This is a genomic window from Bradyrhizobium sp. AZCC 2230 (genome assembly GCF_036924495.1).
GTDB lineage: Bacteria > Pseudomonadota > Alphaproteobacteria > Rhizobiales > Xanthobacteraceae > Bradyrhizobium > Bradyrhizobium rifense.
This window is the reverse complement of sequence record NZ_JAZHRS010000001.1, coordinates 8,735,962-8,759,361: the sequence shown is the minus strand read 5'-3', so window position 1 is coordinate 8,759,361 and position 23,400 is coordinate 8,735,962. Positions and strand designations below refer to the sequence as shown.

Below are 23,400 nucleotides of genomic sequence, written 5' to 3'. Positions count from 1 at the left end.
TTCGATTAACCGTCAATTGGATTACCGGTGATGAGTGGGTCCGACGTCGATGAGTTTCAGCAAGAGCCTGATTTGCCAGCGCTGTCGGCGGCCCACGAATTGTTGAAAGCGCACCCCGAAAGGGCGCTGCCTATGCTGGAAGAGTTGGCGGGCAGAGGATCATTGATGAGCATGGTATATCTGGCCGATGCTTATCGAAAAGGGTTAGGCGTCTCGCCTGATGTTGAACGTGCCAAGAGTTGGCTCAATCGCGCGACGAGCGAGGGATCGCGCGTAGCTCCACATCAACTCGGGTTGCTATGCTTGGATCTAAAAGAATACCAACGCGCGGAAGAGATGTTCCGCCTTGGAGCGTCTTGGGACTACCTGCCGTCGTTATACCGGCTTGGTATGATGTTTGCGGATGGCACCGGGGTAACTCCCCAGCCAGCTCTGGCCCGCGAATTTTTCGAAAGAGCATCCTCACTAGGGCACGTCTTTGCAAAACGGCGCCTGGCTGGCCTGTTGCTTCGAGGCAGGGGTGGACCCGTCGACCTCACTAGAGGCATCTGGTTGTTTGCCTCTGGGCTGGCTGAGGCTGTCATGGGTGCAGTCTCTGATCCGAAAGGTCAACGAATGAGAAGCTGATGGCGTGCGGGGGTATCCCTCACTCCTGTCACCGCAATCAGGCGGTCTTGATCGCTGTCAAAAAGGTTGCGACTTGCGATTGCAGGGATTTGGATCGGAGCGAGAGATCCGATGCCGCCTGCAAGACCTGGGCGGATGCCGTGCCGGATTCGCCGGCGGCACGGGTCACGTGGACCATGGTGTCGGCCATCTCCCGGGTGCCTGCGGCTGCCTGCTTGACGTTGCGACTGATTTCGTGGGTCGAAGCGCCCTGCTGGTCCATGGCGCCGGCGATGCGGGTCGAGATCGCGTTGAGCTCCTCGATGGTCGTGCCGATTCCCTGGATCGCCGACGAGGTTTCGCCGGAGACCTTCTGGACCGCGGCAATCTGCGTCGCGATCTCGTCCGTCGCCTTTGCCGTCTGGTTGGCCAGCCCCTTCACCTCCGCTGCCACGACGGCAAATCCCTTGCCGACCTCGCCGGCCCGGGCCGCTTCGATCGTGGCGTTCAACGCCAGCAGATTGGTCTGGGCGGCAATCGCCTGGATCAGCGTGACGATCTCCCCGATCTTCTGGGTGGCCTGGGTCAGGCCGACAACGGTGGTGCTGGTTCGCCGGATGTCGTCAGACGCGCGGTCCGCGATCTCCTTGGCGTATCCAACCTGGCTATTGATGTCGGCAATGCTGGTCGCCATCGCTTCGGCAGCCGATTCCACGCTTTGGACGTTGGTCGTCGTCGAGGCCGCTGCCGTGGCAGCAATGTTGGTCTGCTGGGCCGACTCCTTTGCGAGTGCCGACATGCTCTGGGCCGTCGAGTCGAGCTGCGTTGCCGCCGCGCCGAAGCTCGCCAGCGCGTCGGACGAGCGTGCGTCGAAGTCGGACACCAGGGCATCGATCATGCCGACCCTGCGGGTCTTTTCCGCTTCGTCCGCCCTTTGAACCGCGGCCAGCCTGTCGGCTTCGATGAGACCGCTCTTGAAGATCCCGACGGCGCGCGCCATCGCGCCGATCTCATCGCGCCGGTCCGCATCCGGAATCGTGACCTGCAGATCGTTGCCGCTCAACTGCGCCATCACGCCGGTCAACCGCCGGATCGGCGATGCCGTGGTCAGGACCGTCACCATGCCGGCGGCAAGCGCGATGCAGGTCGCCACAACCAGGGCAACAATGACGCCGAGGCGCGCGCGATCCGTCGCGGCATTGACCAGATCATAGGATTGGCGTCCCGCCCGCTCGTTCAGCTCGACGATCTTGGCAAGCGTCAGGTTGAGGGCGTCAAACTGGTTTCTATTTTCACCGACGTAGTATTTGCGAGCCGCGGCGTTGTCCCCGGCCTTCAGCGCATCCACGACCGAGACTGTGGATTTCTGGTATTCCGGCCAGGTCGAATCGAACTGGGCGATCGCCGTTTTTTCCTCGGCGGAATTGGGTTGATAGGTCTTCCTGACGTCGACGGCCTTCGTCGCGTATTTGTCCATCAGCCCTTCGCGATATCGCCCATCCTCAGGCGTCACGCTCAGGAGACGGTTGGCTTCCTCCCGCCGAAAATTGATGACCGCATTGAGCATCTCGCTGCTCTGGAACAATGCGGGCATAGCCTTGCCGCCGAGGTCGTTTGCCGCCCGGTCGACGACCGCGATTTGAACGAGCGCAAAGGAGCCGAGACCGATCGTGACGAGCAGGACCAATCCAAAAGCGATGAAAGTCCGGACGCGGATCGATATGTCGATAAGATGCGGCATGAATGATCCGGCGTGGATGGCTTCGGGAAGGGCATGCGTCGTCGAGACGTCGTCATCCCAACTCTAGCCGCGAAGTTTCAATCCTTCCTTAACCAGCATCCTGCCGGCGTCCCGGCCTCCCGGGCTGCGCACACCAAACGAAAAAGGGCCCGATCGCCAATGGCGACCGGGCCTTTTCCTTTGTCGGACCTAAGAAGCCGCTCAGGCCGCCTTGGAGGCCAGCACCTCGCTCTCCACGAGCTCGGTGCCGATCAGGAAGTCGCGGCAGCCGCGCAACGAGCGTAGCGCGCGGTTGAAGTCGATGCCGGTCGAGACCAGCGCATGCAGCGCACCCGGATTGCGTACGATGCCGCGGAGCACGGCGGCGAGGTCGATCTGGCCGTTCGGCTTGATGGCGGCACGCGCAAGCGCCGGCAGCGCGCGGTGGGCGGGATCGCTGATGACGCGGACCGCGGCGAACGGCAAGCCGGCCTCGGCGGCGTAGGCGGCCGCGATGTGGCTTTCCATGTCGACGGCGGAGGCGCCGGTCTCCGAATGCAGCGCCGCCTTCGAGGTGCTGCCGGTGACCACTTGCTCGGCGCCGGCCAGGGAACCGCGCACAACCCGGCGGCGGCCGGAGGTCAGCTTGTCGATGAGGTCGTCGCTGAGCGACAGGCCAGCGGCCCAGCGGGTATCGCCCGCGAGCACCTCGGTCGCCACCACGACGTCGCCGGAGCGCAGCGTCGGGTCGAGCCCGCCGGCCACGCCGAACGAGATCACGCCACGAATCGTCTCGGGATCCACCACCGTCAGAAGTGCGCGCAACTGGGTCGGGCTGCTCGACGAGCAAATGACCGCCATTCCGGGCCCGGCAGCGATGCGGGCCTCCTGAACCAGTCCGGTCACGATCAATATCGGGCGCGGGTCAATAGCTTGCCCCGCGGTAACATAGTCCCCCATCCCCAAAGTCACATCCCGACCCCTACCACCCTGCTGTTGGTGCTCCGCAAGTTCCGGTACCGCGCCAACGCCCACAGCGGGAAGAACTTTGGATAACCATGATACCGCAGATAGAACACGCGGGGGAAGCCTGTGGCGGTGTAGCGGCTCTCGTCCCACAGTCCTTTTTCGTTCTGTGTTGCAATCAGGTACTCCACCCCACGGGCGACGGCCGGGTGATCAACCTCGCCAGCAGCCATCAGGGCAAGCAAGGCCCATGCCGTTTGCGAGGCGGTCGAGGGAGCCGGTTCCCAGCCCTTGTAGTCCAGCCGGTAGCTGACAGCGTCCTCGCCCCAGCCGCCATCCTGGTTCTGGATCGAGGCCAGCCAGCCGGCCGCCTTGCGCATCATGGGATCGGTGTAGGGAACGCCGGCCATGTTGAGCGCGCAGAGCACCGACCAGGTTCCGTAGATGAAGTTCATGCCCCAGCGGCCGTACCAGGAGCCTTCCGGATGCTGGGTCTTGCGCAGATAGGCCACGCCGTCGGCGACGTGCTTGCTGGTCTTCGCGGTCTCGCCGAGCTGGGCCAGCATCGAGATGCAGCGCGCCGTGACGTCCTCGGTCGGTGGGTCGAGCAGCGCGCCGTGGTCGGAGAACGGGATGTTGTTCAGATAGTATTCGAGGTTGTTGACGTCGAAGGCAGCCCACCCGCCATCGTCGCTCTGCATGCCCTCGATCCACTCCCGGCCGCGGTCGATCGCAGCGTCATAGCCGGTCGCACCGTGTTCCCGGCGCATGCGATCCATCGACATCACCACCACGGCGGTGTCGTCGAGATCGGGGTAATGGGCATTGTTGTACTGGAACGCCCAGCCGCCCGGGCGCACGTCGGGCCGCTTCACCGCCCAGTCGCCCTTGACCTCGAACTCCTGCTTCGGGATCAGCCAGTCGAGGCCCTGCTTCGCAGCAGGCACCGCCTTGTCACCGCCGGCCTCGAGCAATGCGTGCGCGGTCAGCGTGGTGTCCCAGATCGGCGAGACGCAGGGCTGGCAATAAGCCTCGTCGCCTTTGATCACGAGCAGCTTGTCGATGCCCCGGCGCGTGATCGCGCGCGGCGGGAAGTTCTCGTCCTTGCCGAGCGCATCGTACATCATGACGATGTTGGCCATGGGCGGATAGATCGCGCCCATGCCGTCCTCGCCGTTGAGCCGCTCCTCGGTGAAAGCGAGCGCGGCGTCGATGGCGCGCTGGCGCAGGCGTTTCGGAAACATCGGCTCGACCACGCGCAAGACGCTGTCGAGCGCGCTGAACAGCACGAACCAGGCCTTGCTCTGGTGTGGCGCCCTCGCGGTCATGCCGATCGAGCGGGGATCCTGGAGAAACAGCTCGTCGATGCCGACGCCCTTCGGATTCTTCGCGCGCGGCTTCAGCGCGGCGATCACCATCAAGGGCACCATGGTGGTGCGCGCCCAGTACGAGATCTTGTTGATGTGGAACGGGAACCAGAACGGCAGCAGCATGATCTCGATCGGCAGCACCGGCGTCGCGCGCCAGGTCACCACGCCGAACGTCGCGAGCAGAAAACGGGTGAAGACGTTGCTGTTGATCGCGCCACCGTGCGAATGGATCGCCTCGCGCGCGCGAACCATATGCGGCGCATCGACGGAATCGCCGATCATCTTCAGCGCGAAATAGGCCTTCACGCTGGCGCTCATGTCGAACTCGCCGTCATGCACCAGCGGCCAGCCGCCATGGGCGCCCTGGACGCGGCGCAGATAGTTGCCGATCTTGGCCTCGAGCCCGGTGTCGACGGGCTCTGCGAGGTAATGGCGCAGCAGGACGTATTCGGCCGGGATCGTGCAGTCGGCCTCGAGCTCGAAGACCCAATGGCCGTCGGGTTGCTGAAAGCCGAGCACGCCTTGCGTGGCCGACGCAATGCTCGATTCCAAAGCTTCGCCGCTGGTCGCGTTCACGGAATCCATGTCGCTCGATTGCTCCGAATGTCGATTGAAAGTGACGGAGACATTGCCCGTCAGGGCCGCGTTTCAAGTTCCTTTGGCGGCCAAAACCAGATCGGCGGCGCGATCACCGGACCGAACCGATCCCTCGATCGTTGCCGGCAATCCCGTAGCAGTCCAGTCGCCGGCGAGGAACAGGTTTTTCAGCGCGGTGACCGGCGCCGGACGCAGGGCATTCTGTGCCGGCGTGGCCGCAAATGTGGCGCGGCGCTCGCGTACGATCTGCCAAGGAGGCAGTTCGCCGGAGACACCGCAGGCCTCGCAGACATCGTTCCAGATCGCCTGCGCGAGTTCCTCGCGCGGCATGTCGACGAGGCGGTCGCCATTGCTGATGGTGACGGAGAGCCGGTTCGGGAACGCAAACAGCCATTCCACGACGCCGCCGATCACGCCCAGGATCGGCGCCGAACCCGCCGGCGGTGTGATGCGGAAATGCGCGTTCACGATGGCGCGGAATTCGGTCGGCGTCTTCAGCCCGGGCAGCAGGCTCGCGGCGGAGCGCGGCGGCACCGCCATCACGATCACATCGCCCGCAGCAAGCTGGACCACATTCTCGCCGCCGAAATTCAGCGCGCTGACCTTGCCGTCACTGGTGACGAAGGAGCGCAGCTCATGGCCGAGCTGAACGGAGTGGCCGCGCTCAGCCAAGAATGTCACAGCAGGCTCGATCAGCACGGCGCTGAGGCCGTCGCGCGCGATCAGCGGACGGCAGGCCTGCCCGCCCGCCAGCAGCGTCTCGCGCACGATCGCGCCGGCAAGCCCGGCCGAACCCTCGGGCGGATCGACGTTGAGCGCCGCGAGCAGCAACGGCTGCACCAGGCGCTGATAGAGAATGCCTTCGCAGGGAATGGATTTGCCGACCAGCGTCTGTTCCGAGGCCCAGATCAGCGGCGCCAGCTTGAGGTAATCGGTGAGCCCGGTGTCGGGCACGCGGCGGCTCTCGTCGAGCACCCAGGTCGGCAGCCGGCCGGCGCCGAGATCGATCTGCCAGCGTTGCCCGGTCTTGATGTCGACGAAGGGAAACTGCGCAGTCTCAGGACCGACCAGGCCCGCCTCGGTGCCGATCGAGCGCGCATAGGCGCGCGCGTGGCTGTTGCCCGACAGCAGCAGATGATTGCCGTTGTCGATGGTGAGATTGGTGGCGCCGTCGAAATAAGAGCGGCAACGGCCGCCGGCCTGTTGCGTCGCTTCGTGCACGGCGACCTTGAAGCCGGCATTGGCGAGCCGCACGGCGGCGGAGAGGCCGGAAATTCCGGCGCCGATGATGTGAGCTGTGTTTTGCATCAGATGAAAGCGTAGCGGAACAGGATCGCGAAGCGTGTGACCTTCGACACACGCACCGGCTCGCGCGGCGCGTTGAAGCCGCGCGCGATCAGGAGGTCCAGAATGGCGTGATAGTACTTCGACATGATCCGCGGCGCGCGCACCGCGCGGCGCCTGTTGCGGTTCATGATCTCGTCCGACTTCTCGAAATGCGCCTTCGCGCGCTGCGTCAGCGGCAGGCAGGCTTTCGGCAACGCGCGCTCGGCGATCACGCGGTTCGGATCGTTGGAGGTGATGCCGGCATGCAGCAGCGCCTCGCGCGGCAGATAGAGCCGGCCGAGCGTTGCATCCTCGTCGATGTCGCGCAGGATGTTGGTGAGCTGCAGCGCGCGGCCGAGGTGGTACGCGAGCAGGATGCCGTCCTCTTCCGGCAGGCCGAACACCCGCACCGACAGCCTCCCGACGGCGCTCGCAACACGATCACAATACAAGTCCAGCATTGCCATGTCGGGTGCGCGGATGTCCTGCGGCACGTCCATTTCCATGCCGTCGACAATGGCGAGAAAATCCTCGCGCTTCAGCCCGAAGGTCTTCACCGAGGCGACGTAGTCCTTCAGCCGCGGCGGCGGATTGCCCTGGTAGAGCGCGTCGATATCGTTGCGCCATTCCTGGAGCGCGGCGAGCCGCTCGTCGCGCGGGCCGTCGGAATCGGCGATGTCGTCGACCTGGCGACAGAAGCTGTAGATCTGGAACATCGCCTCGCGCTGGTCGCGCGGCAGGATGCGCATCGCAGCGTAGAAGGAGCTGTTCGATGCGGACGAGCCATAATTGGCGCTGGGCGCGGTCGCCTCAAGCGTCATGGGCAGTCCCCGGATTCGAGATGGCCTTGCGGCCGATCGCACGGCGGCCGACTTCGCCGATCATGCCGGCGAGGCTAAAAATGAGCAGTTCAAATTTGTTCAGATGCACGCGCTCGCGCAGAGGATCGCGCACTTTCAGCAGGCGAACGATACGGTCTGCATAGGCCTGGATGACCGCAACGTCGACGCCGAGGCGGACATCCCGGATCTCCGCGGCTAACGACCTGCCCTCGTTGAGCAGCGCTTCGTTGCGCACGGCGAGCGCCTGAAGGCAGACCAGCATTGCCGGCGGCGAGGAGGTGAGCCCGAGCTGCTCGACGGAAGCGCCGCTCACGGCCAGCGCATCACGCGGCAGATAGACGCGATTGAGCTCGCGAAAATCCTTGCCGCAATCCTGGAGATGGTTGTTGATCTGCAGGCCCGCGCAGAGCGCATCCGACGCCGCCCAGGTCGAGGTGCTCTCGCCATGGACGTCGAGCATGAAGCGGCCGACCGGCATGGCCGAATAGCGGCAATAGTGGATGACCTCGTCCCAGTTCTCGTAGCGCAGCTTGGTCACGTCCATACGGAACGCGATGAGCACGTCCAGCGCGTGGCGCGGTGCCATGCCCCGCTCGGCCAGCGCGCGCCGCAGCGCGACGGCTTCGGCCTGGGTGTCGCCCTTGCCGAGCAGTTCCGCCTCGAACAGGTCGAGATAGCGAAGCTTTTCGTCCGCCGGCAGGGTCGCATGATCGGCGATGTCGTCGGCCGTGCGGACGAAATTGTAATACGCCAGGATCAGCGCGCGATGACGCGGATGAATGATCCAGGACGCGACGGGAAAATTCTCGTCGCGGTCACCCTTGCCGGATCGCAATTCGCTCGCAGAGGTCATCGAGGGCTGATCAACAATCGTTTGGACAGGAAGGGGCTTTTGCGCTCGCGCGGGCTCGTGCCGGCGCCGCCGCGGCCCCCATATAGGGGAATACGGCCGCAAAACCAATCCTGTCTCTCGATGGCAGCCCTTCCGGATCCGGCCTGAAAAAGGCGGCCCCGCGGCCGCCTTTGTGGGCCAGTGGCCGAGCTTACTGGTTGTGGTTCTTCAGGACCTGGTCGCAGGCCTGCGAGATCTTGGCCCGGTTCTCCTTGAGGCAGGCCAGGACGGTGAAATCGCCCTGGTCGATGACCGGACGGCAGAACTTCTGCACATCGCGCGTGCAGGCCTTCTGCTCGGCGTCCGTGCCGCGTCCTGCCTGGGCGAAAGCCGCCGTCGAAAGGGTTGTCGACAGCAGGGTGAGAGCGACGAGAAGCTTACGCATTGTATTCCTTCATTCTGACGGCAGAATCGCACCAATCCCGGACAGCACAGGGCGGACAACGGGAACGGATTGTTCTGATGGCAAGTTGCCGCGGGACAAGAGCGGCACCGGAGAAGGCACAAGCGCTGGTAAATGCGGCCAAATTGGCGCCGCGTCTGCCAAATCAGGTCTTCCCTTGGTCTTTCATTGCCAGATGTAAGGGGTTGATACTACGTCATAATTCGGGCACGGCGCGTTTTACTGCATACCTGTTGCAGAGCTGCATCTGTCCGACCGGCATTTCGGCCAGAAATACATGGAAACAGAGGGGATCCGGGGGTCAGCCCCTGGCAAGACCGCTTCGCCAGCCTGACATTGTGGCTGGTTGGGCTTTGAACCCGACGCAGGCTCTTGAACCTGACACGGGCTCGCAACACTAAACTTTCGATGTGGCGAGACGTCCTTTCCTGAACAGGCGTCGTTCCAAAACGGGATATTGATGATGAAATTCTTTGGGCGATCTGAACTGGCGATCAAGGCGGCCGGCATTGGTGCGGCGCTGCTCTTCTCAGTTGCGGCAAGCCACGCTCAGTCGTCCGGGCCGTTCGCCGGCTTCGACGGGGCGTGGACCGGCACCGGCACGGTGTCGCTGTCCGACGGCTCGACCGAGCGCATCCGCTGCAAGGCGGACTACAAGGTTGCCGGCACCGGCCTCAGCCTCAAGCAGGCCCTGCATTGCGCCTCCGACAGCTACAAGTTCGACCTCACCAGCGACGTGACCAGCCAGGGCGAGCGGATCTCCGGCAACTGGAGCGAGTCCAACCGCAACATCTTCGGCAATTTGCAGGGCACCGCCGGCGGCGGTCAGATCGACGTGTTCGTCGAGGCCAATGGTTTCGCCGCCAATCTGTCGCTGCGCACCAACGGGTCCAAGCAAACGGTGCAGATCTCGTCCAAGGGTGAGATCCGCGGCGTCAACATCACGATGACGAAGGGCTGACCGCCCTTCCCGCTTCCAAGAGGAACACGCCCCCGGTTTTCGCGAGCCGGGGGCTTTTTACTGACATGGACCGATCTCGCAGACAGCTGCTTTGGGGTTTTGGTTGGGGAGTTGCGCTCATCGCAACTCACCGCGCCTGGGCCAACGATCAATCGCTAACCCAAGGAGGACCGCAGATGCCGTCTTCGGCAGTCAAGCCACGCCACGTGCTCTGTTTCCTCGGCAAGGATGAAAGCCTGCTGCATCCGCCGAAAGCGGTCGCAAAGACGATCACCGATTTCGGTTTCGAGATCGACCGTACCTATTCGCAGGCGCAGCCCGATCCACACATGACGCGGTCGTTCGGGGTCTGCTGGGACCGGGTCTTTCCCAATGCGTGGTCCGCCGCTGACGAGGCCGCCGTCGCCAACCATAAATCCGTGCTCTACGTGCTGAGCCCGCCGATGGAGCAGCAGAAGGCGGTCGCCTATTCGGCCGCAGCCTTGCGCATCATCGAAGAATTGATCGAGGCCGGCGCGACTGCTGTGAAGGGCGAGAGCGCCGGCGTGGCTCATGGACTCGAGCGATGGATGCAGCTGGCCTCCGAGTGCAAGGCGGCGGCGAAGACGAACCAGGGCCTCGCGGTGACGACCGCCATGAGCCGGGCCTGTCGCCTCGCCTTCGCCAAGCGCCCGCTCGGCAGCGCGGCCTACAACGAGAGCGTCGGCTTCCACCTCGTCGGGCTGCCGGAGGTCTATGTCGCGAAAGCGCGCGGCAGCGATCGCGATGCGGCGCGTCTGATCGACGAGATCGCCGACGCCATGACTGAGCGCGGGATCGATGCGACGCTGGCCGATCGCACGCTCAGCCTCTCACGGACATCGGACTACCCCGAGGACGACTTCAAGTTCAATCCTTACGGCATCGTCCACGTCGAGGCGTGAGACAACCGGATCAGTCTTTGCGCGCGACGCATTCGCATCGGCATCTGAAATAGACCGCATCGGGATCGCGCCCCCAGGCATCCCATCCGGCAAGGGCGGCTTGAACTTCATCATCTGTCGCGAGCGCCTTGCTCTGAAGCTGCGGCGCGAGGCCGAGAAGGCTTCGCCTGGCATCCGCGACGGCCTCGGCGCGGCTTGCAGCATCGGCACTGTGGTTGACGTAGCTCGCGCCGGCCCAGACCGGCGTGAACTCGTGCGCGCGAAGGATCGAGCTCTGCCTGCGTCCGAAGCGGAGCGCCTTGGGATCGTCGTGCTCATACCAGCGCTGCCAGAGATCGAGCGCGAGGCGCACGCCGTCGAGCTCGGGATGAAGAATGTTGCCGCCGACATCGGCATCGCGCGTGCCCAGCAACCCGCCCGGCTTCAGCACCCGCCGCGCCTCCGCCAGCGCTCGCCTCAGCGTCGCCTCGCTCTGATGGTAGAGCACCGCGTGAAAGAACACCGCGTCGAACGTCTCGTCCTCGAACGGAAGCGCGGTCATATCGGCTTCGACAAAAGCGAGATTGGCGAGGCCGGCCCCTGTTGCAAGCCGAAGGGCGGCCGCGATTGCGTTCGACTCGATGTCGACGCCGATCGCCATGCCGACAATCCCGGCAAGCGCCGCCGTGATGGTCCCCGGACCGCAACCGACGTCGAGTAGGGTCATATCCGGCGTCAGAAAGGGCACAAAGAAGGCGGCCGAGTCGCCGCCTCGCTTCTGCTGAAACTCCGTGATGGAGCTATCGTGTCGCACATCCGGCATGGAGCCTCCGAATAGCAGCCAGAGTGCTGCGATTCGGTGGCCGCGTGATGACCCCGTTCAGATCGCGGGCTTGTCCGGCCCGTGCAGCTTGGCGTGCAGGTTGATCAGCCACATCGCCGTCGGCCGCAGGATGAAGAGGTCGGCGACCAGCGCGGACACCATCGAGAAGGCGCTGAGCCAGCCGAACAGCCGCAGCGACGGCAGGTCCGAGAACACGGTGACGACGAGGCCGCAGGCCAGCACCAGCGTGGTCAGGATCAGCGCCGGGCCGACCAGCACGGTCGCACGTTCCACCGCCAGCGCCGAGCCGACACCGGGCTTACTCTCCAATCGCAGGCGATTGAGGAAGTGGATGGTGGCGCTCAAGCCCAGGCCGAACGAGACGGTCAGCGCCACGACGCTGGCGAATTGCAGCCCCTCGCCCATCGCCCACAGCACCGTTCCCGACATCACCACCGGGAAAATGCCCGGCAGGATGCAGGCAAACATCACCACCCAGGAACGGAAGGCAAGGCCGATGAAGATCGCGACCAGCGCGAATTCGACGGTGAGGCCGCGGTTCAGCTTCTCGATCATGCCGGCCGAATTGCGCGCGGCGATGGCGGCGAGACCGGTGACGGCGACTTCATAGCCGGGGTGCTTCTTGCGGACAGCGTCGAGCTCGGAGTCGAGCTTGTCGACGATCGGCAAGAGCTGGCTGGAGTCCTTGTCCGGCACGCGGCCGGCCACGACCACGGCATCCTGCTCGGCATCGATGAAGCGTCGCACCAGATGCTCGGGGATGACGTTGACATATTCCTTCAGAGTCGCGACGTCGTCGCTGCCGGCCTTTTCGGCCAGCCAGCGGCGCAGCGTCTCCAGCGACCAGACATTGCCGACGCCGGCGGCCTTCTCCACGGTCGCATGTACGTCCGCGATGGTTTGCAGCGTCTCCGGCGAGTAGAGCGTTTCACCCTTGGGGAACTGGATCAGCACATTGACCGGATTGGCACCGGTCAGCTTGGCGTCGAGCCTATTGCTGGCGGCCACCGCCTGGCGCTTGTCCGGGACCTGATCGGCGAGCCGATAGCGAGGCTGAAGATTGGCGTAGACGACGCCGAGGCTGGCGACGAACACCAGTGCGATCAGGCTGAACAGGCCGGGCCGGCCGACCATGCGCACCGCGATCCAGTAGCAGAAATTGCGCAGCGCCTGCACGCCGGCATCCGCGCTCTGGAACTTGACCGCAAAGAGCTTCTCGTTGCGCACGAACAACACGCCGAACACCGGCACCAGCGACAGCACCGTGACCAGCGCGATGATGGTCGCGGCGAGACCCGCCTCGCCGAATTTGCGGATCAGGTCGGAGTCGGAGAACTGGAGCGCGATGAAGGAAATGCCGGCGGTGCCGTGCGTCAGCACGCAGGCCGGGCCGACTACAAGCACTGCGTTCTTGAACGCCGTGAACTTGTCCTGGCCCGCGATCAGCCGGTCGCGTGCGGCGAAGGTGAGCTGCATCGAGTCGGAGAACGAGATCACCATGATGAGCGGCGTCATCACGTTCAGGAACATGTTCAGGTTGAAATTGGCCCAGCCGAGCGCGCCGAGTGCGATCAGGATCGCGATCATCGGCGGGAACGCCGCCACCACCATGAACGAGATCTTGCGGAAGAAGATGATGGCGATGACGCAGCCGGCGAGAATGCCGAGGATGTTGTAGGTGAGGCCGTCGCGCTCGACCGCGTTGCGGATCTCGAGCTGCATCACCGGCACGCCGGAGAGCTGCACACTCAGCCCGGTGTCGCCGAGATCCTCCTTCATCAGCGCGCGGATGTCGCCGACGGTCTTGGTGAGCTTGTTGGAGGCGACCACTTCCGGATCGAGCGACAGCACGATCAGCGCGAGCGTGCCGTCCTCCGACAGCAGCTTGCCGCGGATGATCTCGTTGTTTTTGACGGTCTCGATGAACTGGTCATAGGCCGCGCCCTCGGGCAGCTCGGCCGGGAACAGCGCGGCCGGCAGCTTGCCCGGCGCCGGCGCCTGGCGCGCGGAGAACAGCGAGACCAGGCCGCGGGTGCCTTCGACCAGCTGCATGTCAGTGATGAAGTCGCGCAGCTTCTCGAGGTTGTTCCGCGCCAGTAGGGTCTTGCCCTCGACCACGACGAGAACGTCGAACTCCTCGGCCGGGAACTTCTTTGTCACCGCCTCATACTGGCGGAATTCCGGTGTGTTGGAGCGAAACAGCTGGGACAGCGAATCGTCGATCTTGATCCGATAGATGCCGAACACTGCGCCGACGATCAGCGCGAGCAGGATGATGCAAGAGACGATCGGCGCGCGGACTGCGATCAGCCCGATACGCTCCAGGCCGAAGGCGATGGAGGACGTAGGCCCCTGCTCGACCTTGTCGACATGAACCTCATTCTCGCGGTGCTTTTCGAGCATGCCTTGTCCAGTTCCTAAATCGGTTCGGTCAGCGAGCTTATGTGCCCCGCATAACGGCTTGAAAACGCCATACAAATGGGAGGCTTGCCCTTTGAAAAAGCGCGGGAAATCGCCGCGACGGGTTTAGCAGGTCCAAACGCCCTCTCGCAAGCGCGCGCAAGCGCACAAATTGGATCAACATGCGGCGATTTCGGCCCCTGATATCGGTCATTGCGGCGAGATCGTCCCGATTCGAGCCGGGGGATCGCCGCTCTCGTCCTTGAGCGCCACGCCCGTGACTTCCCGCGCCAGTCCCTCGCGGATGAGCCAGGCGATCTTGAAGGCCGCCTCGTCATGGCTCAACCCCGCGTGGTGGATGTTCGAGACACAGTTACGCTCGGCGTCGGTCATACCCGGTTTCGGCGCGAAGGTCAGATAGGCCCCGAGGCTGTCGGGCGCGGACAGGCCCGGCCGTTCGCCGATCAGCATCAAAACCATGCGGGCGCCGAGAATGGCACCGATCTCGTCGCCGAGCGCAACCCGCGCGCCTGAGGCGACGACGACATGGCCGATCGTGACAGGGTCGCCCTCGCCGAGCAGCGGCAGCAGGCTTTGCAGCAGCGCGACGGCATGGGCATGAACCGCCGCCGCCGACAATCCGTCACCGATAACGATCGCAAGCTGACACGGCGCGGTGGCGCGATCCGCCAGTGCCGCGGCGGAGCCGGCGTCGAGCTGCCGTCCGAGATCCGGCCGGCGCAGATAGTCCCTGCGATCGGCGGCCAAGCTCCTGACCTCGGTCGCACCAAGGCCGAGCGCCCCCACCCCGGCAACCAGAGCCGGCGCGTCGAAGGCGGCGTGCACGGCATCGCGGGCGCGGGCATGCGCCAGCGTGAAATCAAGCAGCGGTTTGGTCGGCAGGCTCGCGCCGCTGCGCCCGAGCGCGACGCGCGCGGGCGTGAACGATCTCAGGTCGACGGTCGGGCGCGCCGGAACGGGCTTGTCGCTCATTCGGCGGGAACGGACGCTTCGCGCAGCCGGATCGAATAGTTCGACGCGTTCTGCCTGCCGCTGGTGGCTGCCCGCGCAAAGGTGATGAGATGATGCGCGATCAGGGTGCAGCCGATCAGGCCTTCCATGTCACCGCGGCGGATCCGCCCGAGCGCGAATTTCCAGAACACGCGCCTGTAGTCGCCGAGCACGCCGACCTTCCAGAAGATGTTGCGCATCATGACGAGGCCGCGCCGGATGTTGGCCCAGGTCTTCATCTCATCCGGCACCGGCATCTTGAGGCGATGGGGATAAACCTCGTCGCATTGATACTGGAAGCGCGCATAGACCTTCTCGGGCTCGTAGGCGACGCTCATGGCGTGCTTCCAGGATGCGACGACCTCGTCATAGGGCAGCAGGAAATTGACGTTGGAATCGCGGCCGTCGTCATCGACCAGGCGCCCTTCCTTCTCCAACCGATCCCAAAGCGGCGTCTTCGGCAGCGCCTGAAGCAGGTTGATCGTGAGCAGCGGAATCTTGGACTCCTCGACGAAGGCAAGCAGCGCTTCCGCTGTGTTCGGCTTATCGGTGTCGAGCCCCATGATGATGCCGGACACCACCTCCATGCCGTAGGAATTGATGGTGCGCACGCCCTCGAGGATCGGGACCATCATGTTGTGGTCCTTGTGCATCGCCTTCAGCGCGTCCGGGTCCGGCGTCTCGATGCCGCAGAAGATCGTAATGAAATAGGCCTCGCGCATCTTCTTGAGAATCTCGGGACGCTTGGCGATGTTGAGCGTCGCCTCGCAGGCGAGCCGCACGACGTAACCGGTCTTCTTCTGCCACTCGATCAGATGCGGCAACAGGTCCATCGCCGCTTTGCGGTTGCCGATGAAATTGTCGTCGACGAAATAGACCGTGTCGGTCATGCCGCATTCGCGCAGGCGGTCGAGCTCGGCGATGATCTGCTCAGGCGATTTGAGGCGCGGGTTGCGGCCGTAGAGGCCGGGGATGTCGCAGAACTCGCACTCATACGGACAGCCGCTGGAATACTGGATGCTGCCGAGGAAATAGCGCTTCACATCGGCGAGCTCGTAGGCCGGGATCGGAAACTCCGTCATCGGCACGCGGTCCTTGGTCGTCAGCACCACCTGCTGCTCGGGGCGCGACGTATCGCGCGACAGGATTTCGAGCAGCTGATTGGTGGCGTCGCCGAGCTCGCCGACATGGAGATAGTCGAACGAGGGGTAATAGTCCGGGCAGGCGCTGACCGACGGACCGCCGAGCGCCACCGGCAGGTCGAACTCATGGGCGCGGCGGCAGATGTCGTTCATCTGCTGGCGCTGGATGTGCATGCCGCTGACGAAGACGGCCTCCGCCCATTCGAACTCTTCCTTCGTCGCACGGCGAAGATTCTCATCGACGAATTTGACCTGCCACTCCTTCGGCAGATAGGCCGCGAGCAACAGCAGGCCCTGCGGCGGCATGAAGGCGCGGACGCCGTCGGTCAGCGGATAGGAATGCTCGAAGGTGCCGAAGGACGACGTGTAACGCGGGAAGACACAGAGAATATGCCGGCTCGTTCCGTTGCTTTCAGCGCGCATCGAACTTCCCCCAACCACGTTCTACGAACGGTACTGACGAGGTCTCCAGACACATAGCGTAACGCTGCAACCGGATTTCCTCAATATTGTGGCACCGAACTAATTCGTGAGACGCACCAATGGTTTCCCCGGTTCAAGCCGGCAGATGGGGTTTTTCGCGCCAGTTTCCCATCAAGCGATCAGCCGTGAGGCGAAATCGGGCAATAGGCCCGCGTCACCGGCAAGTCGGAAGTCGGCCCCCGTAATTCCGGTCTGGGCCAGCCAATCGTCGAACTCCGGCGCGCGGGCCGCGCCGAAGACGTCGCGGACATAGAGCGCATCGTGGAAGGAGGTGGACTGGTAGTTCAGCATGACGTCGTCGGCGCCGGGCACCCCCATGATGAAGGTGACGCCGGCAGCCGCCAGCAGCGTCAGCAGATTGTCCATGTCGTCCTGGTCCGCCTCGGCATGGTTGGTGTAGCAGATGTCGATCCCGAGCGGCAGGCCGAGCAGCTTGCCGCAGAAGTGATCCTCCAGCCCCGCCCGGATGATCTCCTTGCCGTCATAGAGATATTCCGGACCGATGAAGCCGACCACGCTGTTGACCAGCAACGGCGCATAGGCACGGGCCACCGCATAGGCACGCGCCTCGCAGGTCTGCTGGTCGACGCCGTGATGGGCATTGGCCGACAGCGCCGAGCCCTGCCCGGTCTCGAAATACATCACGTTCTCGCCGACCGTGCCACGCTTCTGCGACAGCCCGGCCTCCTGCGCCTCCTTCAGCAAAGCGAGGTCGATGCCAAAGCTGCGATTGGCGGCCTCGGTGCCGGCGACCGACTGGAAGACGAGGTCGACCGGCACGCCCTGCCCGATCAGCGCCAGCGTCGTGGTGACATGGGTCAGCACGCAGCCCTGGGTCGGGATTTTCAGCCGCGCGATGACCTCGTCCAGGAGCCGCAGCAATTGCGCGATCACGGCCGGATCGTCGCTGGCCGGGTTGATGCCGATGCAGGCATCGCCGGCCCCCAGCAGCAGGCCGTCAAGGATCGAGGCGGTGATGCCCCTGGCATCGTCGAGGGGATGGTTGGGCTGCAGCCGCGTGCTCATCCGGCCCTTCAGGCCGATGGTGTTGCGGAAAGCGGTGACGACCTCGCATTTCCGCGCCGCCAGGATCAGGTCCTGGTTGCGCATCAGCTTGGACACCGCGGCCGCCATCTCCGGCGTGAGGCCGGGCGCGAGCTTGCGCAAGGCCTCCGCCGTGGCGGCGTCCGACAGCAGCCAGTCGCGGAAGGCCCCGACCGTCAGCGAGGCCACGGGGGCGAACGCCCTGGCGTCATGGCTGTCGATGACGAGGCGGGTGACCTCGTCGGCCTCATAGGGGATGACGGCCTCGTTCAGGAATTGACTTAAGGGGACGTCCGCCAGCGCCATCCGCGCGGCAATCATCTGCTCGGCGCTGCCTGCGGCAATGCCGGCCAGCCGGTCGCCGGAGCGCGGCGGCGTCGCCTTGGCGAGGAGGTCGCGCATGTCCGGGAAGGTGTAGGTCGTGGCGTCGATGGCGTGGCGGTAGACCAAAGGCCCCTCCGGGTTCGTCGGCCAGTGAATACGCGCTTGGCGGCGCGGGTGCACGCCGATGTTTGGGGCATTCCGGGCGATCCCCGGGGGCGCCCTTGCCGGGAACCGATAGAACTGCCCCAAATCCCTGAGATGGCTCGCCTTTCCTGCGACCTTTGGCGCACATCCCTGACTTGCGCGTTAACGCTGCGTCCATCTTCATTCTGCATAGTTTTGCATCAATTTGAGAAGACCGCGCTGTCCGGCCGCTCCTGGCCATTCGGGCCCCGAACACCATGCAAACCGACCGATCTGGGAATGCCGCCGGCCTGGCGGGCCGTTTCACGCTGGCCACCAAGCTCTATGCGATCTTCGCGCTGTTCGCCCTGCTCACCGCTGGGATCGCGATGCTGTCCGACTACAACAGCCGCCGCAGCGCCGAGCTGACCAGTGCGATCGAGACCGCGAATGCGGCCGCGCTGAACGTCGAGCGCGTCAACTCGCTGGTCTATGCGGTCGTGATGGAGTCGCGCGGCGTCTACATGTCGACCGAGCCGGCCGTCGTGAAGAAATACGGCGAGGGCCTGCTCAAGTTCAACGAGCAAACCCTCAATGTCGTGAAAGGCTGGGAGACCATCGTCAGGTCTGACGATGCCGAGCAGTTCGCCACCTTCAAGAAGCGCATCGAGCAGTTCGTCGACTTCCGCAAGGAGCTGGTGCGCCGCGGCGTCGAGATCAATGCGGCCGCGGGCCGCGAATGGGGTGACAACGACGCCAACCGCGCCGTGCGCTCGGCGCTGAACAAGGATCTCGAGGCGCTCTCCAAGGTCTATGCCGGGCGTGCCAGGCAGATCGCGCAGGAGACCGAGACCAACCGCACGCTGTCCTTCGTGCTGACCTGCCTCGGCGGCGTCGCGCTGGCGCTGGTCGTGATCGGCATCATCATCATCGCCCGCTCGATCGCGCGGCCGCTCGCCGCGATCACCGCGACCATCAAGCAGGTCGCCGACGGCGCCGAGAATGTCGTGGTGCCGCACGCCGGCCGTGCCGACGAGATCGGCGCGCTGGCCCGCGCCATCGAGGTGTTCCAGGACGCGATGGGGCGCAACCGCAACCTCGCCTCGCAGGTCTCGCAGGATTCCGCGGCACGCGAACAGCGCGCACACCACATCGAGCAGTCCGTCGAGGCGTTCCGCGAGGCGATCGGCGCGATCATGCGCGGCCTCAGCGACAACGCCTCGGTCATGCGCGAGACCGCGCAGACCATCACCCGCGTCACTGCGGATGCGAACAGCCGCGCCGGCACGGCGGCCAACGCCACCGAGCAGGCCTCGCACAACGTCACTGCCGTAGCCAGTGCCGCCGAGGAGCTGTCGGCCTCGGTGGAAGAGATCGGCCGCCAGGTGCGGGCTTCCGCGGGCGCGGTCGAGCAGACCGGCCAGCGCACTGAAAAATCGATCGCCGAGATCGAGAGCCTTGCCGCGGCCACGCAGCGCATCGACGGCGTGCTGACCCTCATTCAGACGATCGCCGAGCAGACCAACCTGCTCGCGCTCAACGCCACCATCGAAGCCGCGCGTGCCGGTGACGCCGGCCGCGGCTTTGCCGTCGTCGCGCACGAGGTCAAGGCACTGGCGGGACAGACCGCGAAGGCGACCGCCGACATCAGCGCGAACGTCGCGATGATCCAGTCCTCCACCCGCAACGCGGTCGATGCCGTGCGCGAGATCGGCGGCGCGGTGCGCGAGATCAACGATGTCACCTCCGCGATTGCCGGCGCCGTCGGCCAGCAGGACCAGGCGACGCGTGAGATCTCGTCCAACGCGCAATCGGCCGCGCAGGGCAACGAGACGCTGGTCGCCAACATCACCTCGCTGCGCGACGCCATCGGCGAGACCGACACGGCGGCGACCTCCGTGCTGACGGCGGCGAGCAGCCTGACCGCGACGGCGGACACGCTGTCGCGCGAGGTCGAAAAGTTCTTCCAGAATTTGCGCTCGGACAGCCGCACCGCCAAGGCGGGGTGATCGCGCGCGTCTGCCGCCGTCCGCAGGGCAGGCCCGCTTGACCCAAAAATGCGAAAACAACCCCATGCACAGTAGCCGGTGACAGCTTTATCAATGGCTTGACCGCCGTCGCCACATGACTACGGATTTTACGAATTTTATTTGACACGTCGGGCAAAACACCGGCATGATGTCATCATGGCGATGGCTCCGAACCGAACCTCAGGGGCACCCAGGGACGATCAGGACACGCGTACAGCGGACGTATCCAACGACTACTTTGTCATCCGAGCCCAGCCGCGCCGCACACAATCGTGAACTGAAACGCCCCCTCCGCACGTAACGGGCCCGGGAGTGCGGCCGTACTCAACCGACCCGATGGCCTGGAATCTGGCAGGTGAGTTCCTGTTCAAGGACATTGTGCTGTTTTGCGGCTGCGTCGTGCTGCTGCTGGCGTCACTGCCACAGGTCGTTACGCGGCTGCGCTGTTAAGAAGCCACGTGTCTTTCGGCACGAAGTCGTGTTAGCTTCTTCGAATTGCGGGACCACATGACATGCCTATGGCATGTGGCAGATCGTTGATGGAAATACGACTTGATGAACAAGACCAATCGCGTGCTGTTTCTCTGCACGGGCAACTACTATCGAAGCCGCTACGCCGAGGAAATTTTCAACCATCAGGCCGGGCTCGAAGGGCTGGGTTGGCAGGCCTTCTCGCGCGGCGTCGCCGAAGATCTTCACTTTCCGGAAAACGTGGGGCCGATGTCGCCCTACACGGTGAATGCCTTGCAAGCCAAAGGCATTGTGCCTGAAGGCGCTGCGCGCGATCCGGTGCTCTGCACTCTCCACGACTTTGCGCAAGCAGCCCTTGTGGTCGCGCTGAAGGATGCCGAGCATCGCCCCATGATCGAGCGCCGCTTTGCCGGTGAGGCCCATCGCGTCGAATATTGGAACGTGGACGATATCGAATTCCTCGATCCGCCGACGGCGCTGGGCAAGATCGATGAGCTGGTTGGGCGGCTGATCGGGAGCCTGCAGGGTCGCGAGCGATAGCGGCAAGCAGGAGATCAGCGCGTGTCGGCGCGGCTGAACTTTCGTCAGATTGTATAAAGCAGGACCAAAAAGGAATCTCATGAGTCAGACGCGGCGCGTTCTCTCGGCGCAAGTCGCCCACGAGACCAACACCTTTTCGATCGTTCCGACGACGCTCGAGGACTATCGCAAGCGACTGTTTCTGCTTGATGCCGAGGTCGCCGCGGCGCTGCATCTGGCCGCAGCCAAACGTTACGGCTGGACCCTGGTGCAGCCGGTCGCCGCCGCGGCCACCCCATCCGGAAAGGTGACGGCCGAGTGCTGGGCCGAATTGCAGCGCCTGGTCTTTGATGCCTGCGAAACCGGGCCGTTCGATGCCGTCATCCTCGCGTTGCACGGCGCGATGGTGACCGAGACCGACGACGACGCCGAGGGGGCGCTGCTCGAAGGATTGCGCAAGCGCCTGGGCGACACGATCCCGATTGCAGTGACGCTCGATTTGCATGCCAACGTCACTGAACGCATGGGCCGGCTGGCCAACATCATGCTGCCCTACCGCACCTACCCGCACATCGACCAGTATGAGACGGCGTTCCGCGCCGCTGAACTGCTGCAGTCGGCGATGGACGGCACGATCCGCCCCAGGGTATTCCGCCTGCAGGGACCTCTGCTCGACGGATGCAATCACGGACGGACCCAAGGCGGGGTGATGAGCGACTTGCTGGCGCGCGCCGCGGACATGCAGGCGCAAACGCCTGGCCTTTTGTCCGTCGATGTCTGCGCGGGCTTCAGCCGCGCGGACATTGCCGAGGCCGGCCCCAGCGTTCAGATCACCTATGATGCCTCCCACAACGCCGCCGAAGCGGCCGCGCGGCAGGCCGCGGCCGCGCTCCAGGACGAGATGGTCCGCCGGCGCGCCGAAGTCACCGTCACGCCGCTCGATTTGCCGACCGCAACAAAGCTTGCCGCCGCAGCCGCAGAGGATGTCGCGGATACCCGTCCCCTCGTGATCGCCGACTTCAGCGACAACCCGGGTTCGGGCGCCTACGGCGATGGTGTCCGCCTGCTGGAGGCGCTGCTGCAGGCTGAAATCCGAAGCGTGCTCTTCGGCGTCCTCGGCGACCCCGAAGCAGCGGCTCGCTGCCATGCCGCTGGCCTTGGGACCAGCCTCGATGTCGTTGTCGGCGCCAAGCGCCATCCCACCAGCTACGGACCTCCGCTTACGCTGACCGGGCGGGTGACCGGCCTGTCGGACGGCGCCTTCGTATGCGAGGGGCCGATGAATGCCGGTCAGCCCATGACGCTCGGGCCTACGGCCTTGCTCGAGGTCAACGGCATCTCCATCGCGATTTCGACCAACACGCTGCAGACCTACGATCAGGAAATGTTCCGAATTCTCGGCGCAGAACCGGCTCAATTCCGGATCGTCGCAGTCAAGTCTGCGCACCACTTCCGGGCTGCCTTCGGGCCGATGGCCAAGGAGGTGATCCTGGCTGATAGCGGCGGCCTTGCCACCAACGATCACAGCAAGCTTTCCTACCGAAAAGTCCGCCGTCCCATCTGGCCGCTCGACGAAATCCCGACAGGTTGAACCTTGCCGCTCGGGCTTTGCCAGTTTTCGGAGTCCCGTGAGCGCCACGGAACGCGCAGCATGAATCGCTGAGCCCCGCTTCGTTTGGTATTTCGGCTCATCCCGCGATGCCAGACGAAAAGCCCCGGCACGAAGGCCGAGGCTTGCGATGCAGTCCGCGTACATCCGGCGAACCAATCGTCGATATGAACACTAGCAATGGAATTTGAACGGATAATGACGGGGTTGAGTCGACAAGATGTCGCTGTGGGTCGGAACCAGATCACCTGATCCCGTCGCGAAGATAGATCTCCACCCGTTCGAGCAGGTGCTCGATCGAATCATCGGCGGTGTCGAGCACCAGATGGTCGCGATCCCACGGTTCATAATGCCGGCCGACGATGTCCTGCCAGCTCGGCAGTTCGAGGCCGGCGATGTCGGATTTGCGCGCTTCGGCACGCTGCCGGTGCAGAGCCGCGTCGCTGCAGATCACTTCGATCTCGGCGATGCGCGCCGATGCTTGCATGGCCGTTTGCCGCCAGCCGTCACGGCTTGCCGGGACCGGATTGACGCAGTCCGCGACAACCACCCGGCCGAGCCGGAGGTTCTCGGCCGCCAGTGCATTGGCGATGACGTAGCCCATCGGGCCGACATCGTGGCCTGCCGCACGCAACGTCTGTTCGATCGCGTCGACGCGGATATAGCTTGCCGCGAGCCGCCGCGTCAGTTCGCGCGAGAGCGTAGTCTTCCCGGTGGCGGGAAGGCCGCCGAAGACGATGAGAATGGGTTGCCCGCTGGTCATGCCTCATCATTCATCGGCATGCTGCGGCCTGCAATGGGTGTCGCAGAGCCGG

General features: G+C 64.5%; 20 protein-coding genes. 7 read left to right on the top strand and 13 right to left on the bottom strand.

The window, feature by feature from the left end; all coding sequences use genetic code 11:
- The first annotated feature begins 30 nt into the window (after window positions 1-30).
- Window positions 31-627, top strand: a complete 597-nt coding sequence (locus V1280_RS41655; RefSeq protein WP_334536630.1) for a tetratricopeptide repeat protein — start codon at window positions 31-33, stop codon at window positions 625-627.
- A gap of 37 nt (window positions 628-664) precedes the next feature.
- Here V1280_RS41655 and V1280_RS41650 read toward each other — a convergent pair whose 3' ends face one another.
- The 7 genes from V1280_RS41650 to V1280_RS41620 all read right to left on the bottom strand — a co-directional run bounded on the left by V1280_RS41650 (window position 665) and on the right by V1280_RS41620 (window position 8,704).
- Window positions 665-2,347 (bottom strand): methyl-accepting chemotaxis protein, encoded by a 1,683-nt coding sequence (locus V1280_RS41650; protein ID WP_334536629.1) that lies wholly within the window; start codon window positions 2,345-2,347, stop codon window positions 665-667.
- Between the two features lie 201 nt (window positions 2,348-2,548).
- A complete protein-coding gene (locus V1280_RS41645; protein WP_334536627.1) occupies window positions 2,549-3,298 on the bottom strand; it encodes a phosphorylase in 750 nt (249 codons plus the stop codon).
- A complete protein-coding gene (shc, locus tag V1280_RS41640; RefSeq protein WP_334536625.1) occupies window positions 3,295-5,247 on the bottom strand; it encodes a squalene--hopene cyclase in 1,953 nt (650 codons plus the stop codon). Before shc ends, V1280_RS41645 begins: the two co-directional genes overlap by 4 nt.
- A gap of 63 nt (window positions 5,248-5,310) precedes the next feature.
- Window positions 5,311-6,567: a hydroxysqualene dehydroxylase HpnE gene (hpnE, locus tag V1280_RS41635; protein WP_334536623.1), complete on the bottom strand. Its 1,257-nt coding sequence runs from the start codon at window positions 6,565-6,567 to the stop codon at window positions 5,311-5,313.
- Window positions 6,567-7,406, bottom strand: a complete 840-nt coding sequence (gene hpnD, locus V1280_RS41630; protein WP_334536621.1) for a presqualene diphosphate synthase HpnD — start codon at window positions 7,404-7,406, stop codon at window positions 6,567-6,569. Before hpnD ends, hpnE begins: the two co-directional genes overlap by 1 nt.
- Window positions 7,396-8,280 carry a squalene synthase HpnC gene (gene hpnC, locus V1280_RS41625; RefSeq protein ID WP_334536619.1) on the bottom strand — a complete coding sequence of 295 codons (885 nt, stop codon included), beginning with the start codon at window positions 8,278-8,280 and terminating at the stop codon, window positions 7,396-7,398. The genes hpnD and hpnC overlap by 11 nt, the downstream gene beginning before the upstream one ends.
- Before the next feature lie 190 nt (window positions 8,281-8,470).
- Window positions 8,471-8,704 carry a hypothetical protein gene (locus V1280_RS41620; protein ID WP_148774503.1) on the bottom strand — a complete coding sequence of 78 codons (234 nt, stop codon included), beginning with the start codon at window positions 8,702-8,704 and terminating at the stop codon, window positions 8,471-8,473.
- A gap of 481 nt (window positions 8,705-9,185) precedes the next feature.
- Between V1280_RS41620 and V1280_RS41615 the strand changes: the two genes are divergently transcribed.
- Together V1280_RS41615 and V1280_RS41610 are read left to right on the top strand one after the other, a co-directional pair.
- A complete protein-coding gene (locus V1280_RS41615; RefSeq protein WP_092229874.1) occupies window positions 9,186-9,683 on the top strand; it encodes a hypothetical protein in 498 nt (165 codons plus the stop codon).
- A gap of 176 nt (window positions 9,684-9,859) precedes the next feature.
- Window positions 9,860-10,606: a hypothetical protein gene (locus V1280_RS41610; RefSeq protein ID WP_334536617.1), complete on the top strand. Its 747-nt coding sequence runs from the start codon at window positions 9,860-9,862 to the stop codon at window positions 10,604-10,606.
- 10 nt (window positions 10,607-10,616) lie between these two features.
- Here the strand turns inward: V1280_RS41610 and V1280_RS41605 are convergent, their stop codons facing one another.
- The 5 genes from V1280_RS41605 to V1280_RS41585 form a co-directional block, all read right to left on the bottom strand.
- Window positions 10,617-11,408 carry a class I SAM-dependent methyltransferase gene (locus V1280_RS41605; protein ID WP_334536615.1) on the bottom strand — a complete coding sequence of 264 codons (792 nt, stop codon included), beginning with the start codon at window positions 11,406-11,408 and terminating at the stop codon, window positions 10,617-10,619.
- A 57-nt stretch (window positions 11,409-11,465) separates the two neighbouring features.
- Entirely contained in the window at window positions 11,466-13,832 is a 2,367-nt protein-coding gene (locus V1280_RS41600) for an efflux RND transporter permease subunit (protein WP_334536613.1), read from the bottom strand.
- A gap of 207 nt (window positions 13,833-14,039) precedes the next feature.
- Window positions 14,040-14,822 (bottom strand): ethanolamine ammonia-lyase subunit EutC, encoded by a 783-nt coding sequence (gene eutC / locus V1280_RS41595; protein WP_334536612.1) that lies wholly within the window; start codon window positions 14,820-14,822, stop codon window positions 14,040-14,042.
- The gene (locus V1280_RS41590) at window positions 14,819-16,405 is read right to left on the bottom strand and encodes a B12-binding domain-containing radical SAM protein (RefSeq protein ID WP_334536610.1); all 1,587 of its coding nucleotides are present in this window, start codon (window positions 16,403-16,405) and stop codon (window positions 14,819-14,821) included. Before V1280_RS41590 ends, eutC begins: the two co-directional genes overlap by 4 nt.
- A gap of 171 nt (window positions 16,406-16,576) precedes the next feature.
- Complete coding sequence (locus V1280_RS41585) at window positions 16,577-17,959, bottom strand: ethanolamine ammonia-lyase subunit EutB (protein ID WP_334536608.1); 1,383 nt, start codon at window positions 17,957-17,959, stop codon at window positions 16,577-16,579.
- 275 nt (window positions 17,960-18,234) lie between these two features.
- Here V1280_RS41585 and V1280_RS41580 point away from each other — a divergent pair, with 275 nt between their 5' ends.
- From V1280_RS41580 to V1280_RS41565, 4 genes are all read left to right on the top strand, one after another.
- Window positions 18,235-19,965: a methyl-accepting chemotaxis protein gene (locus V1280_RS41580; protein ID WP_334536607.1), complete on the top strand. Its 1,731-nt coding sequence runs from the start codon at window positions 18,235-18,237 to the stop codon at window positions 19,963-19,965.
- Between the two features lie 333 nt (window positions 19,966-20,298).
- Window positions 20,299-20,436 carry a hypothetical protein gene (locus V1280_RS41575; protein ID WP_334536605.1) on the top strand — a complete coding sequence of 46 codons (138 nt, stop codon included), beginning with the start codon at window positions 20,299-20,301 and terminating at the stop codon, window positions 20,434-20,436.
- 105 nt (window positions 20,437-20,541) lie between these two features.
- A complete protein-coding gene (locus tag V1280_RS41570; RefSeq protein WP_334538557.1) occupies window positions 20,542-20,997 on the top strand; it encodes an arsenate-mycothiol transferase ArsC in 456 nt (151 codons plus the stop codon).
- Between the two features lie 79 nt (window positions 20,998-21,076).
- The gene (locus V1280_RS41565; protein ID WP_334536603.1) at window positions 21,077-22,567 is read left to right on the top strand and encodes a M81 family metallopeptidase; all 1,491 of its coding nucleotides are present in this window, start codon (window positions 21,077-21,079) and stop codon (window positions 22,565-22,567) included.
- Window positions 22,568-22,829: 262 nt separating this feature from the next.
- Here the strand turns inward: V1280_RS41565 and V1280_RS41560 are convergent, their stop codons facing one another.
- On the bottom strand, window positions 22,830-23,348 hold the full coding sequence (locus V1280_RS41560; protein ID WP_334536601.1) for an AAA family ATPase: 519 nt from the start codon (window positions 23,346-23,348) through the stop codon (window positions 22,830-22,832).
- Window positions 23,349-23,400: the final 52 nt, after the last annotated feature.

Coding starts and splice junctions, on each gene's coding strand:
- V1280_RS41655 (WP_334536630.1), top strand. CDS start 31: ATGAGTGGGTCCGACGTCGATGAGTTTCAGCAAGAGCCTGATTTGCCA.
- V1280_RS41650 (WP_334536629.1), bottom strand. CDS start 2,347: ATGCCGCATCTTATCGACATATCGATCCGCGTCCGGACTTTCATCGCT.
- shc (WP_334536625.1), bottom strand. CDS start 5,247: ATGGATTCCGTGAACGCGACCAGCGGCGAAGCTTTGGAATCGAGCATT.
- hpnE (WP_334536623.1), bottom strand. CDS start 6,567: ATGCAAAACACAGCTCACATCATCGGCGCCGGAATTTCCGGCCTCTCC.
- hpnD (WP_334536621.1), bottom strand. CDS start 7,406: ATGACGCTTGAGGCGACCGCGCCCAGCGCCAATTATGGCTCGTCCGCA.
- hpnC (WP_334536619.1), bottom strand. CDS start 8,280: ATGACCTCTGCGAGCGAATTGCGATCCGGCAAGGGTGACCGCGACGAG.
- V1280_RS41620 (WP_148774503.1), bottom strand. CDS start 8,704: ATGCGTAAGCTTCTCGTCGCTCTCACCCTGCTGTCGACAACCCTTTCG.
- V1280_RS41615 (WP_092229874.1), top strand. CDS start 9,186: ATGAAATTCTTTGGGCGATCTGAACTGGCGATCAAGGCGGCCGGCATT.
- V1280_RS41610 (WP_334536617.1), top strand. CDS start 9,860: ATGCCGTCTTCGGCAGTCAAGCCACGCCACGTGCTCTGTTTCCTCGGC.
- V1280_RS41605 (WP_334536615.1), bottom strand. CDS start 11,408: ATGCCGGATGTGCGACACGATAGCTCCATCACGGAGTTTCAGCAGAAG.
- V1280_RS41600 (WP_334536613.1), bottom strand. CDS start 13,832: ATGCTCGAAAAGCACCGCGAGAATGAGGTTCATGTCGACAAGGTCGAG.
- eutC (WP_334536612.1), bottom strand. CDS start 14,822: ATGAGCGACAAGCCCGTTCCGGCGCGCCCGACCGTCGACCTGAGATCG.
- V1280_RS41590 (WP_334536610.1), bottom strand. CDS start 16,405: ATGCGCGCTGAAAGCAACGGAACGAGCCGGCATATTCTCTGTGTCTTC.
- V1280_RS41580 (WP_334536607.1), top strand. CDS start 18,235: ATGCAAACCGACCGATCTGGGAATGCCGCCGGCCTGGCGGGCCGTTTC.
- V1280_RS41570 (WP_334538557.1), top strand. CDS start 20,542: ATGAACAAGACCAATCGCGTGCTGTTTCTCTGCACGGGCAACTACTAT.
- V1280_RS41565 (WP_334536603.1), top strand. CDS start 21,077: ATGAGTCAGACGCGGCGCGTTCTCTCGGCGCAAGTCGCCCACGAGACC.
- V1280_RS41560 (WP_334536601.1), bottom strand. CDS start 23,348: ATGACCAGCGGGCAACCCATTCTCATCGTCTTCGGCGGCCTTCCCGCC.